15 protein-coding genes, 1 riboswitch and 1 other annotated feature are annotated in these 16,261 nt (G+C 44.8%); of the genes, 11 read left to right on the top strand and 4 right to left on the bottom strand.

Annotation, left to right across the window (positions count from 1 at the left end; all coding sequences use genetic code 11):
* Positions 1-184: 184 nt before the first annotated feature.
* From purB to mnmA, 3 genes are all read right to left on the bottom strand, one after another.
* Positions 185-1,555 (bottom strand): adenylosuccinate lyase, encoded by a 1,371-nt coding sequence (gene purB, locus AC6I7V_RS08400; RefSeq protein WP_150894097.1) that lies wholly within the window; start codon positions 1,553-1,555, stop codon positions 185-187.
* Positions 1,556-1,697: 142 nt separating this feature from the next.
* On the bottom strand, positions 1,698-2,315 hold the full coding sequence (hflD, locus tag AC6I7V_RS08395; RefSeq protein ID WP_498010668.1) for a high frequency lysogenization protein HflD: 618 nt from the start codon (positions 2,313-2,315) through the stop codon (positions 1,698-1,700).
* A gap of 43 nt (positions 2,316-2,358) precedes the next feature.
* Complete coding sequence (gene mnmA / locus AC6I7V_RS08390) at positions 2,359-3,495, bottom strand: tRNA 2-thiouridine(34) synthase MnmA (RefSeq protein ID WP_261881775.1); 1,137 nt, start codon at positions 3,493-3,495, stop codon at positions 2,359-2,361.
* A 205-nt stretch (positions 3,496-3,700) separates the two neighbouring features.
* Between mnmA and AC6I7V_RS08385 the strand changes: the two genes are divergently transcribed.
* Positions 3,701-3,970, top strand: coding sequence for a hypothetical protein (locus AC6I7V_RS08385; protein WP_032552095.1), 270 nt, complete (start codon positions 3,701-3,703; stop codon positions 3,968-3,970).
* A gap of 102 nt (positions 3,971-4,072) precedes the next feature.
* The gene (locus AC6I7V_RS08380; RefSeq protein ID WP_255230440.1) at positions 4,073-5,377 is read left to right on the top strand and encodes an inosine/guanosine kinase; all 1,305 of its coding nucleotides are present in this window, start codon (positions 4,073-4,075) and stop codon (positions 5,375-5,377) included.
* Positions 5,378-5,915: 538 nt separating this feature from the next.
* On the opposite strand, the gene AC6I7V_RS08375 is transcribed toward AC6I7V_RS08380, so the two are convergent.
* The gene (locus AC6I7V_RS08375) at positions 5,916-6,326 is read right to left on the bottom strand and encodes an H-NS family histone-like protein (protein ID WP_255230441.1); all 411 of its coding nucleotides are present in this window, start codon (positions 6,324-6,326) and stop codon (positions 5,916-5,918) included.
* Between the two features lie 364 nt (positions 6,327-6,690).
* Positions 6,691-6,868, top strand: a riboswitch (Lysine riboswitch).
* A gap of 115 nt (positions 6,869-6,983) precedes the next feature.
* Here AC6I7V_RS08375 and AC6I7V_RS08370 point away from each other — a divergent pair.
* The 9 genes from AC6I7V_RS08370 (at position 6,984) to hisIE (ending at position 16,190) form a co-directional block, all read left to right on the top strand.
* Positions 6,984-8,576, top strand: coding sequence for a Na+/H+ antiporter NhaC family protein (locus tag AC6I7V_RS08370; RefSeq protein WP_498010667.1), 1,593 nt, complete (start codon positions 6,984-6,986; stop codon positions 8,574-8,576).
* 187 nt (positions 8,577-8,763) lie between these two features.
* Positions 8,764-8,900 (top strand) — a sequence feature (His leader region).
* 53 nt (positions 8,901-8,953) lie between these two features.
* On the top strand, positions 8,954-9,850 hold the full coding sequence (hisG, locus tag AC6I7V_RS08365) for an ATP phosphoribosyltransferase (RefSeq protein WP_255230443.1): 897 nt from the start codon (positions 8,954-8,956) through the stop codon (positions 9,848-9,850).
* Positions 9,850-11,154 (top strand): histidinol dehydrogenase, encoded by a 1,305-nt coding sequence (gene hisD / locus AC6I7V_RS08360; RefSeq protein WP_498011670.1) that lies wholly within the window; start codon positions 9,850-9,852, stop codon positions 11,152-11,154. Before hisG ends, hisD begins: the two co-directional genes overlap by 1 nt.
* Before the next feature lie 22 nt (positions 11,155-11,176).
* Positions 11,177-12,217, top strand: a complete 1,041-nt coding sequence (gene hisC / locus AC6I7V_RS08355; RefSeq protein WP_255230445.1) for a histidinol-phosphate transaminase — start codon at positions 11,177-11,179, stop codon at positions 12,215-12,217.
* 91 nt (positions 12,218-12,308) lie between these two features.
* Positions 12,309-13,397 (top strand): bifunctional histidinol-phosphatase/imidazoleglycerol-phosphate dehydratase HisB, encoded by a 1,089-nt coding sequence (gene hisB / locus AC6I7V_RS08350; protein WP_498010666.1) that lies wholly within the window; start codon positions 12,309-12,311, stop codon positions 13,395-13,397.
* Between the two features lie 9 nt (positions 13,398-13,406).
* Positions 13,407-14,021: an imidazole glycerol phosphate synthase subunit HisH gene (gene hisH / locus AC6I7V_RS08345; protein WP_255230446.1), complete on the top strand. Its 615-nt coding sequence runs from the start codon at positions 13,407-13,409 to the stop codon at positions 14,019-14,021.
* Positions 14,022-14,065: 44 nt separating this feature from the next.
* The gene (hisA, locus tag AC6I7V_RS08340) at positions 14,066-14,803 is read left to right on the top strand and encodes a 1-(5-phosphoribosyl)-5-[(5-phosphoribosylamino)methylideneamino]imidazole-4-carboxamide isomerase (protein ID WP_032552104.1); all 738 of its coding nucleotides are present in this window, start codon (positions 14,066-14,068) and stop codon (positions 14,801-14,803) included.
* Positions 14,785-15,558 carry an imidazole glycerol phosphate synthase subunit HisF gene (hisF, locus tag AC6I7V_RS08335; RefSeq protein ID WP_032552105.1) on the top strand — a complete coding sequence of 258 codons (774 nt, stop codon included), beginning with the start codon at positions 14,785-14,787 and terminating at the stop codon, positions 15,556-15,558. The genes hisA and hisF overlap by 19 nt, the downstream gene beginning before the upstream one ends.
* On the top strand, positions 15,555-16,190 hold the full coding sequence (gene hisIE / locus AC6I7V_RS08330; protein WP_255230447.1) for a bifunctional phosphoribosyl-AMP cyclohydrolase/phosphoribosyl-ATP diphosphatase HisIE: 636 nt from the start codon (positions 15,555-15,557) through the stop codon (positions 16,188-16,190). Before hisF ends, hisIE begins: the two co-directional genes overlap by 4 nt.
* Positions 16,191-16,261 lie beyond the last annotated feature (71 nt).

Genomic DNA, 16,261 nt, shown 5'->3' with positions numbered 1-16,261 from the left:
GAAATAATGGGTCTATTTATTGGTGAATGCACTGCTTTAACGTGCCGGGTTGATGGTTGTTTAGGCTTAGGTTTGTATTCATAAGGTTTGGGTTTGCCACTCAACATTGTTAGCAGCTGCTAAGAGATACAAAAAAGGCTTCCACTAGGGAAGCCTTCTCATATCATGGTATTCGAATCTCGAATTACAGCTTGTCAGTTAGCTCGATTGCTTGACCGATGTAGTTCGCTGGCGTCATCTCTTTCAGGCGTGCTTTCTCATGCTCTGGAAGCTCAAGACCGTCGATAAAGTTACGCATTGCTTCGCCATCTACACGCTTACCACGAGTTAGCTCTTTTAGCTTCTCGTATGGTTTTTCGATACCGTAGCGACGCATTACTGTTTGTACTGGTTCTGCAAGAACTTCCCAGTTTTGGTCTAGCTCTGCAAGCAGTGCTTCACGGTTAACTTCTAGTTTGCTGATACCTTTCAGAGTAGAAGTGTATGCGATGATCGCGTAGCCAACACCCACACCTAGGTTACGAAGAACCGTAGAGTCAGTTAGGTCACGCTGCCAGCGAGAGATAGGCAGCTTTTGTGCTAGGTGGCCGAATACAGCATTAGCTAGACCTAGGTTACCTTCAGAGTTCTCAAAGTCGATTGGGTTCACTTTGTGAGGCATAGTTGAAGAACCGATCTCACCAGCAATAGTCTTCTGCTTGAAGTGACCTAGAGCGATGTAGCCCCAAACGTCACGGTCGAAGTCGATTAGGATTGTGTTGAAACGTGCAACTGCATCGAATAGCTCAGCGATGTAATCGTGTGGTTCGATTTGAGTTGTGTATGGGTTCCAAGTTACGCCTAGAGACTCAGTGATGAACTCTTCAGAGAACTGGTGCCAATCAACTTCTGGGTAAGCAGAAAGGTGAGCGTTGTAGTTACCTACAGCACCGTTGATCTTACCAAGGATTTCAACGTTCGCGATTTGCTTGTATTGACGCTCCATACGGTACGCCACGTTTGCCATCTCTTTACCCATTGTTGATGGAGAAGCTGGTTGGCCGTGTGTACGAGATAGAAGAGGGATGTCGCGGTATTCAACAGCAAGTGCTTTGATAGCATCGATGATGTTTTGGATTTCAGGAAGAATCACTTCATCACGAGCTTCTTTCAGCATTAGAGCATGAGACGTGTTGTTGATGTCTTCTGAAGTACAAGCGAAGTGGATGAACTCGTTTACAGCGTGAAGCTCAGGAACACCAGCTACTTTCTCTTTAAGGAAGTACTCAACCGCTTTAACGTCGTGGTTAGTTGTGCGCTCGATCTCTTTGATGCGTGCTGCATCTTCTTCAGAGAAGTTTGCTGCTAGTTCATCTAGAAACTTGTTTGCTTCTGCACTGAATGCCGGTACTTCTGCGATTGCGTCTGTTGCCGCAAGCTTTTGTAGCCAACGAATTTCAACGATAGAGCGGTACTTTAGTAGACCAAACTCACTAAAGATGCTGCGAAGTGCAGTTGTCTTGCTTCCGTAACGGCCGTCTACTGGTGAAACAGCAGTCAATGCTGACAGTTCCATGGTGTTCTCCTGAATTGAGTTTCTAAATTTTGTGAGCTTTATACCAGTAACTTTGCAGTTTGTCACGCACATTGCGCAAACGTTTGCGTGAGGCTTGTTTTGGTACAAAGAATAAGCTCGCGACAGTGCGCGAGCTGGTGTATTACATTCTTGCTAAGAGGATTTGAGCTTGCTCAACCATCTTCTTGCGTCCGAAGATTAGGTGGCGACGCTTGCCTCCTACTTGACGCCAAAGAACGGCACTGCGGATCCCAGAAAGAAGCAGGGCACGTACTTTGTGTTGATTTGATGTCTGTTGAAGGACTGCAGGTGTACCTGAAACCTGAATGCGTGGACCAATAGGGCTCACCACATCAAGATAGATACTCGCTAGGTTGCTTATCATCTGATCATCAAAAAGATCAAAGTGTTCAGCTTGGCGTTCCGCGGTTTGAATGCGGTCACCCAATTGAGACATTGCGTCATTGCGACCTGACAGCTTACGCTCTAGTGCCATCAAACTAATGATGTAACGCGTGATGTCGCTGCCTGCAGGAGTACTATCGATACCTTTTACTAGGCACTCTAAACCAAGCTTTAAGTTGGATTCGCGGCCAAATACACCCACAGTATTTGCTGGGTTGGTATTTAAGATCGCACTCAGCGAAGCTTCAAAGGCATCTTTATCACAATAGCCGTCTTTTGCTACCTGTTGAACCAAAGCGACTGCTTGGCAGATTCCAGCGAAAGCGATTGTACGGTCATAAAGTGTGTTGGCCACGTAGTAACTCCTAGTTGTCTTCTATCGTTTGTCGTTCGATCAATTAGATGCGTTTTTCGATGATGCCACCACCAAGACAAACTTCGCCTTGATAGAATACTGCTGACTGACCTGGAGTCACTGCAATTTGCGGCTCGTCGAAGATAACCTTGATGTTCTCATCGTCAATTGGAATGATTGTACAAGGAATATCTGTTTGGCGGTAACGAGTTTTTACTGTGCACTTCAAAACATCAGTAATTGGTGCGCGGTCTACCCAGTGCAGTTGCGACGCAATTAAACCTTCCGATTTTAGAAGAGGGTGGTCTTTACCTTGTACTGCAATCAATACGTTACGCTTAAGGTCTTTCTCACCAACAAACCATGGAGCTTCGTTGCCGCCTCCGCCTTTGGTACCACCAATATGCAGACCTTTACGTTGACCTAGTGTGTGGTACATCAGACCGTTGTGCTTACCAATCACTTTGCCTTCTGGTGTTTCAATGTCACCTGGCTGTGCTGGTAGGTATTTACCTAGAAACTCAGTGAATTTACGTTCACCGATGAAGCAGATACCTGTTGAATCTTTCTTCTTCGCAGTAATAAGACCTTGCTCTTCTGCGATCTTACGTACTTCTGGCTTTTCTAACTCACCTACAGGAAATAGGCTGCGCGCAACTTGGTCTGAGCTAAGCGTATATAGGAAGTAGCTTTGGTCCTTGTTGCTGTCTAGACCACGAAGCATTTCAGGCTTTTTACCTGCATCTAGCTCTTCTTGAGTTGGGAAAGTACGACGAACATAGTGACCCATTGCAATGTAGTCTGCGTCTAGTACTTCATCCGCAAATTCAAGGAAGGCTTTGAATTTGATCTCTTTGTTACAAAGAATGTCTGGGTTTGGCGTACGACCTGCTTTGTATTCTGCAAGGAAGTATTCGAATACGTTGTCCCAGTATTCTGCAGCAAAGTTAATGGTGTGAAGGTGGATACCTAACTTGTCACAAACCGCTTGCGCATCCGCAAGATCTTCAGCTGCCGTACAGTACTCTTCGTTATCGTCTTCTTCCCAGTTTTTCATGAAAAGGCCTTCTACCTGATAGCCTTGTTGCTGGAGAAGATACGCCGAAACTGACGAATCTACACCGCCGGACATACCGACAATTACTTTCTTTTGGCTGTTTCCAGAGCTGATATCTGACATGTCTAAACACCGTTACTATTACTTGGTCGCAGATTCTAACAGAAAGAGAAACAACGTGACAGATCCGAGACCGGAATCACAGTTTCTTTTGTACAAGAAGTGAGCTTGTATTTCGTTAGGAACCTGATGAAAGCGAAGCGAGTCGCTAGGATGTCAGACCTATATGTGGCATAGTCGCTGAAAATCCAAGACCTGAGATGAAAAAATGTCTGAACAAGATGAATTTATGCAAGAAGAGCAGTTGATTGAGATTATTGAAAATCAGCTAGAAGACGGACAACCGATTAAGGTGAAAGAGACTTTAATGCGTTTGATGATGACCGGGCACTCTCGTGAAGATGCGATTGCAGCGATGGCATGTGCACTTGCCATCGAAGTATTTGATGTCATGAAGAACAACGCTGAATTTAACCAAAAGCGTTACGCAGAACATCTGGATATGCTGCCAGATCTAAGCTTTATGGAAGGCGAATAAAAAAATACCCATGCAAACGTTTGCTATAGTTTGAGTGATTGCCGCGCTAAATATAGCGCGGTAGAATCCGCCCCCTATTTCCCCTTGACTTAGACTAGCCTTATGAAATTTCCTGGACAACGTAAATCAAAGCACTATTTTCCGGTTCATGCTCGTGACCCATTAGTGAGCCAATCTCAAAACAGCAAGAAGATGTCTCGCACTCATATTATTGGTATTGACCAAACTTTGGTGGATATCGAAGCGAAAGTGAGTTCAGAATTAATTGAAAAGTATGGTTTAAGTAAAGGTCATTCTCTCGTTATCAATGACGAAGCTGCAGAGTCTCTATACCAAGAGCTAAAAGAGCAGTGTCTGATTACTAATGAATACGCTGGTGGCACCATTGGTAACACGCTACACAACTACTCAGTGTTAGCAGATGACCGCTCAACGCTATTGGGTGTAATGAGCCAAGATATCAAAATCGGCAGCTACGGTTACCGTTACCTATGTAACACATCAAGCAGAATGGATCTGAACCATTTACAAGGGGTAGATGGCGCAATCGGTCGTTGCTTTGCTTTGATCACTGAAGATGGTGAACGCACCTTTGCAATCAGCGAAGGTCAAATGAACCAGTTAAATCCAGACAGCATTCCAGAGAAGATTTTTAAAAGTGCTTCTGCGTTAGTTCTTACCGCATACCTTGTTCGTTGTAAGCCAGGCGACCCTATGCCTGAAGCGACAATGAAAGCGATTGAGTACGCGAAGAAATACGATGTGCCAGTGGTACTGACGCTAGGTACTAAGTTCGTTATTCAAGATGACCCTGAGTTTTGGAAAGACTTCTTAGAGCAACATGTAACGGTTGTTGCGATGAATGAAGATGAAGCCGAAGCCCTAACAGGTGAAAGCGATCCTCTCGCTGCTTCAGATAAAACTTTGGATTGGGTAGATTTGGTTCTATGTACCGCAGGTCCAGTAGGTCTGTTTATGGCTGGTTATACAGAAGAGTCTGCGAAGCGCGAAACGACCTTACCGTTGCTACCGGGTTCTATTGCTGAATTCAACCGTTTTGAATTCAGTCGCCCTGCGCATAAAGCGTTGTGTGAATCTCCTATTAAAGTTTACTCGCATATCGCCCCTTACATGGGTGGTCCTGAGAAAATTAAGAACACCAATGGTGCGGGTGATGCTGCGTTATCTGCGTTGCTACACGATATGGCTGCAAATAAGTACCATAAAGAGAACGTACCAAATTCAAGTAAGCATCAGCACTCATTTTTGACTTACTCTTCATTCTCACAGGTATGTAAATATTCAAACCGTGCGAGTTATGAGGTGTTAGTTCAGCACTCTCCACGTTTATCTCGCGGTCTTCCTGAACGTGAAGACAGTTTAGAAGAAGCATACTGGGAGCGTTAACCCCTCACGGTTGAACAACAAATTTTCTAAAAACCTCAAATCCAGTTTGAGGTTTTTTTATTCTATTAATCATGGCACGTTAGATTGAGATTTCGAAACGTTGGAACCCAATTGATTAATAGCAATAGCAGCTGATAGTGATTATTTATGTAGACACTGTCATACAGATCTTAACAAGAACACTTCAATATACTATATGCATAAAGCCGCGATGATTATCATTTGCGTGTATATACATAAAAATAATGAGACTATTACACAGCAGCGCTTGCTATTGACGATCTTATTATTCAATGTTTCTGAATGGAATAACATTCACAGGTATATACTTTGGTATTAGATTCTATAAATGCCTGAATTTGAGCCAGTGAAATTGGTTGTTGTCACTCTGTTTATTCTGAGCTCAGGCGCGCGAGTAGCAAGAGTTGGGGGATTGTTGCTACTGTTTTTAGGACTAGTGTGTGATTGATAGTTAGTACAGATAAAAATAAAGGCCTATCTAAGTAGGCCTTTATTATATGAGTTTGAATGCTAATAATTAGATAGCGAAATCTTCTAGAGATTTACCAGCATCAAGTTGTTGTTGGATCGCTGAAGGTGTACGACCTTGACCAGTCCAAGTTTTCTCTTGACCGTTTGCATCAACATATTTGTATTTAGCAGGACGTGGTGCACGTTTAGATTTAGCGCCTTTAGCTTTTGACTCACCAGAAAGAGCCGCGATTAGATCTGCAACGTCGATGCCATCTTTAGCGATTTGATCAGCGATAGCCGCTAGTTTTGCTTCTTGTTCTGCACGAGCAGCACGTTCTTCAGCTTCAGCTTCTTGACGCTCTTGCACAACGATAGTCAGTTTGTCTAGTGCTTCTTCTAGTTGCTCAAGAGTTAATTCACGTGAGAATGCACGAAGGCTACGGATATTTAATAGAGTTTTTGTTAATTCAGACATGATATTTCCCATCAAGATAAATTAATTAATCCTCTTAATAATAAACAGAGGTATTAAAGAACACAAACAGTATTTCTGTTCAGAATTAATTTAAATATTAAAAAATAGGGGAACTTTCAGAAAAACCGATGAAGTCCCAAGTTTAAGATATAATATGTCTAGTATTAGTCTATAAATGTGATATGTGACTAGTGGAGTAGGTGTGGCGATGTTGTGAGCATCTTGATTACTTTACTAACAAAAAAGTTAGTTTTATCGGAGTGATATGTTGCATTGTCTCTTTTGTTGAGTACAATTGCGGCTACCTGATGCGATGTACTGGTTAAATTGTTGTTAAATCAAACGAACAATAGTTAAAAGTGTTATCGCACGTAGAGGCGCAATTGCAAAAAGTAACTCTCATTGGGGTGATGCCAATGAATGAGAGCGAAAGGTGTAATTGCCGAAGTAAATTGTATATCTAAGCAATTTGCTGGGGTTGTGCTAAATAGGTACAACACTGCCATAGTCTTAATTTTAAACTATGGAGCGCTACTGTAGGGTTGGGTGAAGTGTTCACTTCCCTTTCGCTTAGTTCAACATGAACTTGGTCGTCTGTACCGAGTTTGTCTGCAGTAGATCTCTAGCCAAATAAAAATAAACTGGTTTTTGAAGATCATGAATTTAATAGATTTTGCAACATCACCTTTATCATTGCTGCCGCCGCTTGTGGCATTGAGTCTCGCTATTGTGACTCGTCGCGTTTTAGTTTCTCTTGGTATCGGTATTGTAATGGGGGCTATTTTACTGGCTGATTACTCAGTTGGTAATGCCGCGAACTATGTTGTTACTAAGGTATCGGGTGTTTTCATTGAAGACGGCGGTATCAACACTTGGAACATGAGTATTGTCGGGTTCCTTCTTCTTTTGGGTATGATGACGGCGTTGCTAACGCTATCTGGTGGTACTCGTGCGTTTGCTGAATGGGCACAGTCTCGTGTTAAAAGCAAACGTGGTTCTAAACTATTAGCTGCATTCTTGGGTGTATTCATCTTTGTTGATGATTACTTCAACAGCCTAGCCGTTGGTGCGATCTCTCGTCCTGTAACAGACCGTTTCTATGTATCTCGCGCTAAGCTTGCTTATATTCTAGATTCAACAGCTGCTCCAATGTGTGTGATCATGCCGGCATCTAGCTGGGGTGCATACATCATGACTATCATCGGTGGCATTCTAGTGACTCATGGTATGACCGAGTACTCGGCACTGGGCGCATACATCCGTCTTATCCCAATGAACTTCTACGCAGTATTTGCACTACTTATGGTATTTGCAGTGGCGTGGTTTGGTCTTGATGTAGGCAAAATGCGTGACCACGAAATTGAAGCATCTCAAGGCCGTGGTTTTGAAGGCGACAACGACAGCCAACAAGCTCACGATCTAAATGAAGAGCTAGACATTGAAGAGAGCCAAAACGGTTCTGTGTCTGATCTAATCATGCCTATCGTATCTCTTATCGTGGCGACAGTAGCAGCGATGCTATACACCGGCGGCGCAGCACTGGCAGCTGACGGCCAAGCGTTCAACCTACTAGGTGCGTTTGAAAACACAGATGTCGGTAAGTCTCTTGTCTACGGTGGTATCTTAGGTCTACTTGTTGCCTTAGCAACTGTGGTTAAGCAAAAACTGCCGGTGGCGGAAATTGTTCGTACTATGTGGATTGGTGCTCGCTCAATGTTTGGCGCAATCCTGATCCTTGTATTCGCATGGACAATCGGTTCTGTTATTGGCGACATGAAAACAGGTACCTACCTATCTTCACTAGCGACGGGCAACATAGATTACCATTGGCTACCGGTTATTCTATTCCTACTTGCTGGTCTAATGGCGTTCTCTACTGGTACATCATGGGGTACTTTCGGTATTATGCTACCAATTGCTGGTGACATGGCTGGCGCGACAGACCTAGCACTTATGCTGCCAATGTTAAGTGCGGTACTGGCAGGTTCTGTATTTGGTGACCACTGTTCTCCGATCTCTGACACAACGATTCTCTCTTCAACTGGTGCGCGTTGTAACCACATCGACCACGTAGCAACACAGCTTCCTTACGCGCTGTCTGTGGCTCTAGTATCGTGTGTAGGCTTCATTGTTTTGGGTATGACGGCCTCTGTAGCACTCTCATTCTCAGCAGCAGCACTGACATTCGTTGGTGTGTGTTTCGCACTGGGTTACTTCTCGCGTTGTAAAATGGCAACGTGTAAGAGCTAATCAGTGAAATAACAACACTTAAGAGGGAAGCCACGGCTTCCCTTTTTAATTGGCGTTAAATTAATTTTAAAAATAGTGAAAAAAGTTCGAATTAATGGTTGAAAAAGACCACCAGCTTAGTTAGTGTGGATACAAGACAGCAAACAACATAAGAGCTGATAAGTATGCGTAAATTAGTAATGAACATTCATCACCATCATCACCCTATCTAGTCTTTCGGGGAGATATACGCGTACCCGGGAGCAAGTTTACTCCCGGAGGTTAAGTCAAAAGAATTTAGATTTAAACCCTCGGGATGACAGAGTCTTCCGAGGGTTTTTTCGTTTTAGCACTTTAAATTATTTAATAAATTCAAATATTTGCACAGGGATACAGCAATGCAGACACAACGCCTAAGAATCGCAATTCAAAAGAAAGGTCGCCTAAGTAAAGAGTGCCAAGACCTACTAAAAAAATGTGGTGTTAAATTCAACATCATGGGTGAGCGCCTAGTTGTACACTCACTAAATATGCCAATCGACCTATTATTGGTTCGTGATGATGACATCCCAGGTTTGATCATGGACGGTGTTGTTGACCTTGGCTTCATCGGTGAAAATGAACTGGAAGAAGTTCGTCTCGATCGTCTCGCTCTTAAAGAGCCTGCGGAGTTCCAAACATTACGTCGTCTTGATTTCGGTGGCTGCCGTTTATCTATCGCAATCAATAAAGACGAAAAGTACAACGGGCCGCAAGACTTAGCGGGCAAGCGTATCGCGACAACTTACCCTCAGCTTCTAAAAGCTTACATGGACGAGCAAGGTGTTGATTTCAGCACTTGTATGCTGACTGGCTCTGTGGAAGTTGCTCCTCGTGCTGGACTAGCCGATGCGATTGCTGACCTAGTTTCGACAGGCGCAACACTAGAAGCGAACGGTCTAAAAGAAGCTGAAATCATTTTCCAATCTAAAGCGACTCTGATTCAACGTACTGGTGAATTCGACGCAGACAAAACAGCACTGATTGAAAAGCTACTGACGCGTATGCAGGGTGTTCAACAAGCGAAAGAGTCAAAGTACATCATGCTACACGCTCCAACTTCTCAACTTGAGCAAATCAAAGCGCTGCTACCAGGTGCTGAAGATCCAACGGTTCTGCCTCTTTCAACGGACAAAGATAAAGTTGCAGTTCACCTAGTAAGTACAGAAAACTTATTCTGGGAAACGATGGAACAACTAAAAGAGCTAGGTGCGAGTTCAATCCTAGTATTACCAATCGAAAAAATGATGGGGTAATTTGCATGAGAACCGTTGTTTGGCAATCTTTAAGTGAATCTCAGCAAGATTCTGTACTAGAGCGTCCTGCGATTAGTGAGGGCGCAAACATCACCGCGGCTGTTTCTGAAGTTATCGCTAAAGTGCGAAGTGAGGGCGATGCTGCTCTGACTGAACTGACTGAAAAATTTGATCGAGTAACGCCAAAGTCGATCCGCGTTTCAGCGGATGAGATTGAAGAAGCGAGTGCTCGTCTAACAGCAGAAATGAAGCAAGCGCTAGAGCAAGCTTACAGCAACATTGCCAAGTTTCACGAAGCGCAAAAACCGCAACCAATTAAGGTCGAGACTCAACCTGGCGTTGTATGTGAGCAGGTGACTCGCGCTATCAATACGGTTGGTCTTTACATTCCGGGTGGTAGTGCTCCGCTTCCCTCAACGGTTCTAATGCTTGGTGTTCCGGCTCAGATCGCAGGTTGTCGTAAAGTGGTGCTTTGTTCACCACCACCGATTGCAGATGAGATTCTATACGTAGCTAAGCTTTGTAAAATTGATGAAGTGTACAATGTGGGTGGCGGCCAGGCTGTTGCCGCGATGGCTTACGGTACTGAAACCGTGTCCAAAGTCGATAAAATCTTTGGCCCTGGCAATGCTTACGTTACCGAGGCGAAGCGTCAAGTGAGTAACGATTTCCGTGGTGCAGCGATTGATATGCCTGCAGGTCCTTCTGAAGTACTTGTTATTGCAGACGAAACAGCAGATGCCGACTTCATTGCTGCGGACTTGTTGAGCCAAGCTGAACACGGCCCTGACTCTCAAGTGGTATTAGTAACGCCATCACCAGTGATTGCAGACCAAGTAACGGAAGCGGTTCAGAAGCAACTCAAAGAATTGTCTCGTGCAGACATCGCGCAACAGGCGTTGGCATCGAGCTTAATCATCATTGCAGAATCGATTACGCAAGCGGTCGCAATCTCTAACTTCTACGGCCCTGAGCACTTAATTGTACAGACTAAGAGCCCGCGCGAACTTCTGCCTCTGCTTGATAATGCAGGTTCAATTTTCTTAGGTGATTGGTCACCAGAATCAGCGGGTGATTATGCATCGGGTACCAACCACGTTCTTCCAACTTATGGTTATACCAAAACCTACTCTAGCTTAGGTTTGGCAGATTTCTCCAAGAGAATGACCGTTCAAGAGCTATCAGCAGATGGCTTGAAAGGTCTCGCGCCAACGGTTGTTACCATGGCTGAAGCAGAAGGACTTGATGCACACAAACGTGCCGTAACCATCCGAGTTGAAAAACTCAATCGTGCTGAAGCATAGAATTAAAAAGAGTAAGTTGTTCATGGAAAAGCTAGCAAGAAAACAAGTTCAAGCCCTAACGCCTTATTTGTCAGCACGACGAATCGGTGGTTCTGGCGATGTGTGGCTTAATGCCAATGAGTCTCCATTTGATAACGAATATACGCTGAATCTTGCGCGTCTAAATCGTTATAGTGAGTGTCAGCCAAAAGAGATGATTGAGGCTTATGCTCAATACGCGGGTGTTAACGCTGAACAGACCATCACAACTCGTGGTGCGGACGAAGGTATTGAGCTACTGATTCGCGCTTTCTGTGAGCCGGGTGAAGATGCAATCCTTTACTGTCCACCGACCTATGGAATGTACGCTATTAGCGCGGAAACTATCGGTGTTGAGCGAAAAGTTGTTCCGTTAACCACCGATTGGCAACTCGATCTCCCAGCGATCGAAGCACAGCTTGATAACGTTAAAGTTGTATTTGTATGTAGTCCAAACAATCCAACAGGTAATCTGGTTAATCGTAAAGACATCATTAAGCTGCTGGAAATGACGCAAGACAAAGCGATTGTAGTGATGGATGAAGCATACATCGACTTTTGCCCAGAAGCGTCGACGGTGGATCTTTTGGATCAGTATCCAAACCTTGCGATCTTAAGAACGCTCTCTAAGGCGTTTGCTCTGGCTGGTTTGCGCTGCGGCTTCACGCTAGCGAATAAAGAGTTGATTGATGTGCTTCTTAAAGTTATCGCACCTTACCCAGTACCGGTTCCCGTTGCGGAGATCGCCACCCAAGCACTTTCTCAAGAAGGGCTCGCTCGTGCGAAGTTCCAAGTGCTTGACCTTAGTGCAAACCGTGCCTACTTGCAGGCAGGTTTAATGGGTATGCCACAACTGACGGTGTTCGATGGTTGGGGTAACTACTTGCTGGTTAAATTCCCTGATGGTGACGCACTGTTTAAAGCTGCGTGGGACAACGGCATTATCTTGCGTAATTCGCCGATTGAAGATTGTGTTCGTATCAGCGTTGGTAATCGAGAAGAGTGCGAAAAGACACTTGGTTTTATTCGAAATTTTTACCAATAGAAATGGCGATTGATTACGCGAAGTAAACAGATTGATTTGGCTTAGACGCTATTGTCTAAGCGACAAGATTTAAAATTAAAAGGAAGTTCCAGTGAGTAAACAACAGAAAATTCTATTTATCGACCGTGACGGTACTCTGATCGTAGAGCCGCCTGTCGATTTTCAAGTCGACCGTTTAGACAAACTTAAGTTTGAACCGTTAGTGATTCCTAGTTTACTTGCCCTGCAAGATGCTGGTTATCGCTTAGTGATGGTGACTAACCAAGATGGGCTTGGCACGGACAGTTATCCTCAAGAAGACTTCGATGCGCCACACAACATGATGATGGAGTTTTTCGAATCTCAAGGTGTGAAGTTTGACGATGTATTGATTTGCCCTCACTTTGATGAAGACAACTGCTCTTGCCGCAAGCCAAAACTAGGTTTGGTAAAAGAGTACCTACAAGCGGGCAAAGTCGATTTTCAAAATTCTGTTGTGATTGGTGACCGTGTGACTGACCTGCAGTTAGCTGAAAACATGGCTATTCGTGGCATTCAGTACAATCCAGATCCTAATGCCGAAGGTATGATGAACTGGCCACAAATCCTAAAAGATTTAACGGTAAAAGCGCGTGTTGCAGATGTGGTTCGTACGACCAAAGAGACGGACATCAAGGTTGCTGTAAATCTCGATGAGACAGGCGGTAATAAGATTGATACAGGGATGGCTTTCTTCGACCACATGCTGGATCAAATCGCGACACACGGCGGTTTCCAAATGAACCTTTCGGTGAAAGGTGACCTGCACATTGATGACCACCACACAGTCGAAGACACAGCACTGGCTCTTGGTCAGGCTCTAAAAGATGCACTGGGTGACAAGCGTGGCATTGGTCGATTTGGCTTTAGTCTGCCAATGGATGAGTGTCTGGCACAGTGTGCGTTAGACCTATCCGGTCGTCCGTACCTAAAGTTCGATGCGAAGTTTAGTCGTGAGCAAGTAGGCGATCTTTCGACTGAGATGGTGGTTCACTTCTTCCGCTCACTAACCGATACATTAGCGTGTACGCTGCACCTTTCTTCAGCAGGTGATAACGATCACCACATCATTGAGAGCTTGTTCAAAGCATTCGGTCGTACTCTACGCCAAGCGATTAAAGTTGAAGGCAACGAGTTACCGAGCAGCAAAGGCGTACTGTAAGGAATGAACATGAAAGAGCAGAAAGTTGTCATCATCGATACTGGTTGTGCCAATGTTTCGTCGGTAAAGTTTGCCATTGAACGCCTTGGTTATGCCGTAGAGATCTCGAAAGATCCTGCTGTCGTTCTGGCGGCAGATAAACTGTTTTTGCCGGGCGTGGGCACCGCAAGTGAAGCGATGAAAAACCTTGCTGAGCGCGATCTAATTTCTCTGGTTAAACAGGTTGAAAAGCCACTGCTTGGTATCTGTTTGGGTATGCAGCTGCTAGGTAAACTTTCGCAAGAGAAAGGCCAAAAAGCCGATGAGCTAGTCGAGTGTCTAGGTCTATGTGACGGTGAAGTTCGCCTAATGAATACTGGTGATTTACCGCTTCCCCACATGGGCTGGAATACAGTGAAGTCAACGCCGGAACATCCACTGTTTAAAGGCATCGAAGAGGGTGAGTACTTCTACTTCGTACACAGCTTTGCAATGCCGGTTGGTGATTACACCATCGCACAGTGCGAATATGGAAACCCATTTACCGCAGCGGTTCAAAGCGGTAACTATTACGGTGTTCAGTTCCACCCAGAGCGTTCTTCAAAAGCAGGCTCTAAACTGATTCAGAATTTCTTGGAATTGTAATAAAGGATTAGGCAGTGGCTAACGCTGCCATAAAAGGAATGTAAATGATTATTCCCGCATTAGATTTAATTGAAGGCCAAGTTGTTCGCTTATTCCAAGGCGACTACGGCCAAGTGACAGAATACAAAGTTGATCCAGCAGAGCAGTTTAATCTGTATCACCAAGCGGGCGCTAACTGGCTTCACCTTGTTGATCTTACAGGCGCTAAAGACACAACCGCACGCCAACTTGACCTGATTGCTAAGTTGTTGGCTAGCACACCGGCCAACATCCAGATAGGTGGTGGTGTACGTAATGAACAAGACGTTGTCGATCTACTGGAAGCTGGTGCTCAACGCGTGGTTGTTGGCTCAACAGCAGTAAAACAGCCTGAACTTGTTAAAGGTTGGATGGAAAAGTACGGTGCTGAAAAAATCGTACTTGCTCTGGATATCAACATTGATGAAAACGGCACTCGTAAAGTCGCGATTTCGGGCTGGCAAGAAGATTCAGGTGTAACGATTGAAGCACTGATTGAAGACTACCTGACGGTCGGTTTGAAACACGTTCTGTGTACTGATATATCACGTGACGGTACGCTGGAAGGTTCTAACGTTGAGCTTTATGTTGATCTTTGTAAACAGTACCCACAAGTTCAGTTCCAATCATCTGGCGGTATTGGCAGTTTAGCTGATATCGAAGCTCTTAAAGGCAGTGGAGTCGCTGGCGTCATTGTTGGCCGTGCACTTCTTGATGGTAAGTTCACCGCAGAGGAGGCGTTTGCATGCTGGCAAAGCGAATAATCCCTTGTTTAGACGTTCGTGATGGACAAGTAGTAAAAGGCGTTCAATTCCGTAACCACGAGATCATTGGTGACATTGTCCCTCTAGCACAACGTTATGCGGAAGAAGGCGCAGATGAACTGGTTTTTTACGATATCACCGCATCGAGTGATGGCCGTGTCGTCGATAAAAGTTGGGTAAAGCGTGTAGCAGAAGTGATTGATATTCCTTTCTGTGTCGCTGGTGGTATCAAATCAGCAGAAGATGCAGCACGCATTCTTGAGTTTGGTGCAGACAAAGTATCGATTAACTCACCTGCACTGGCTAACCCACAACTCATCACTGATTTAGCGGATAAGTTTGGTGTTCAATGTATCGTTGTAGGTATCGACTCTTACTACGATAAAGAGACGGGGAAGTACCAGGTTTATCAATTCACAGGCGACGAAGCACGTACTAAGGCGACTCAATGGGAAACTAAAGATTGGGTTCAGGAAGTGCAGAAGCGTGGCGCAGGTGAAATCGTACTTAACATGATGAACCAAGACGGCGTGCGCAACGGTTACGACTTAGAGCAGCTGAATATGGTTCGTGAAGTGTGTAAGGTACCGCTGATTGCGTCTGGTGGCGCTGGTGCCATGGAGCACTTTGCCGAAGCTTACAACAAAACCAACGTGGATGGAGCGCTTGCCGCTTCTGTATTCCACAAGCAAGTCATCAATATTGGTGAACTGAAGCAATATCTAAAACAACAAGGTGTAGAGGTGCGTCTATGAGTTTCGCAGCGACGGAAGTAAATACGCTGGCTGAACGTATCAATTGGGATAAGGTGGACGGTCTCGTTCCTGCAATCGTACAAGATTTTCAGTCAAGCCAAGTGCTAATGATGGGTTACATGAACCAAGACGCTCTGGCTAAAACGGGTGAAACGGGTCAGGTGACCTTCTTCTCACGTACGAAAGAGCGTCTGTGGACTAAAGGCGAGACGTCAGGCAATGTTCTGCAACTGGTGAACATGTCACTGGATTGCGACAACGATACCTTGTTAGTCAAAGTGAACCCAATCGGTCCAACTTGCCACCTTGGAAATACCACTTGTTGGGATGTGGACCCGCAAGAAGAGACACAGATGGTGTGGCTTCATCAACTTGAGCAGCTATTGGCTGCCCGCAAGGACGCAGACCCTGAATCTTCTTATACTGCCAGCCTATATGCCCGTGGCACCAAGCGTATTTCGCAAAAAGTGGGCGAAGAGGGCGTTGAAGTCGCGCTTGCGGCGACGTCGGGCGATAAGGCGGAGTTAGTTTGTGAATCGGCGGATTTGATTTACCACCTAATGGTTCTGCTTCAAGATCAAGGTCTATCGATGAATGACGTAGTCAACAAGCTAAAAGAACGTCATAAATAATCGATGGTTTGACATATCGAACTAAACAAAAGCCCCTTAAACATAATGTTTACGGGGCTTTTAAGTTTCTA

The organism is Vibrio sp. KUL70 (assembly GCF_059725515.1).
This window is presented reverse-complemented; position numbering and strand designations above follow the sequence as displayed.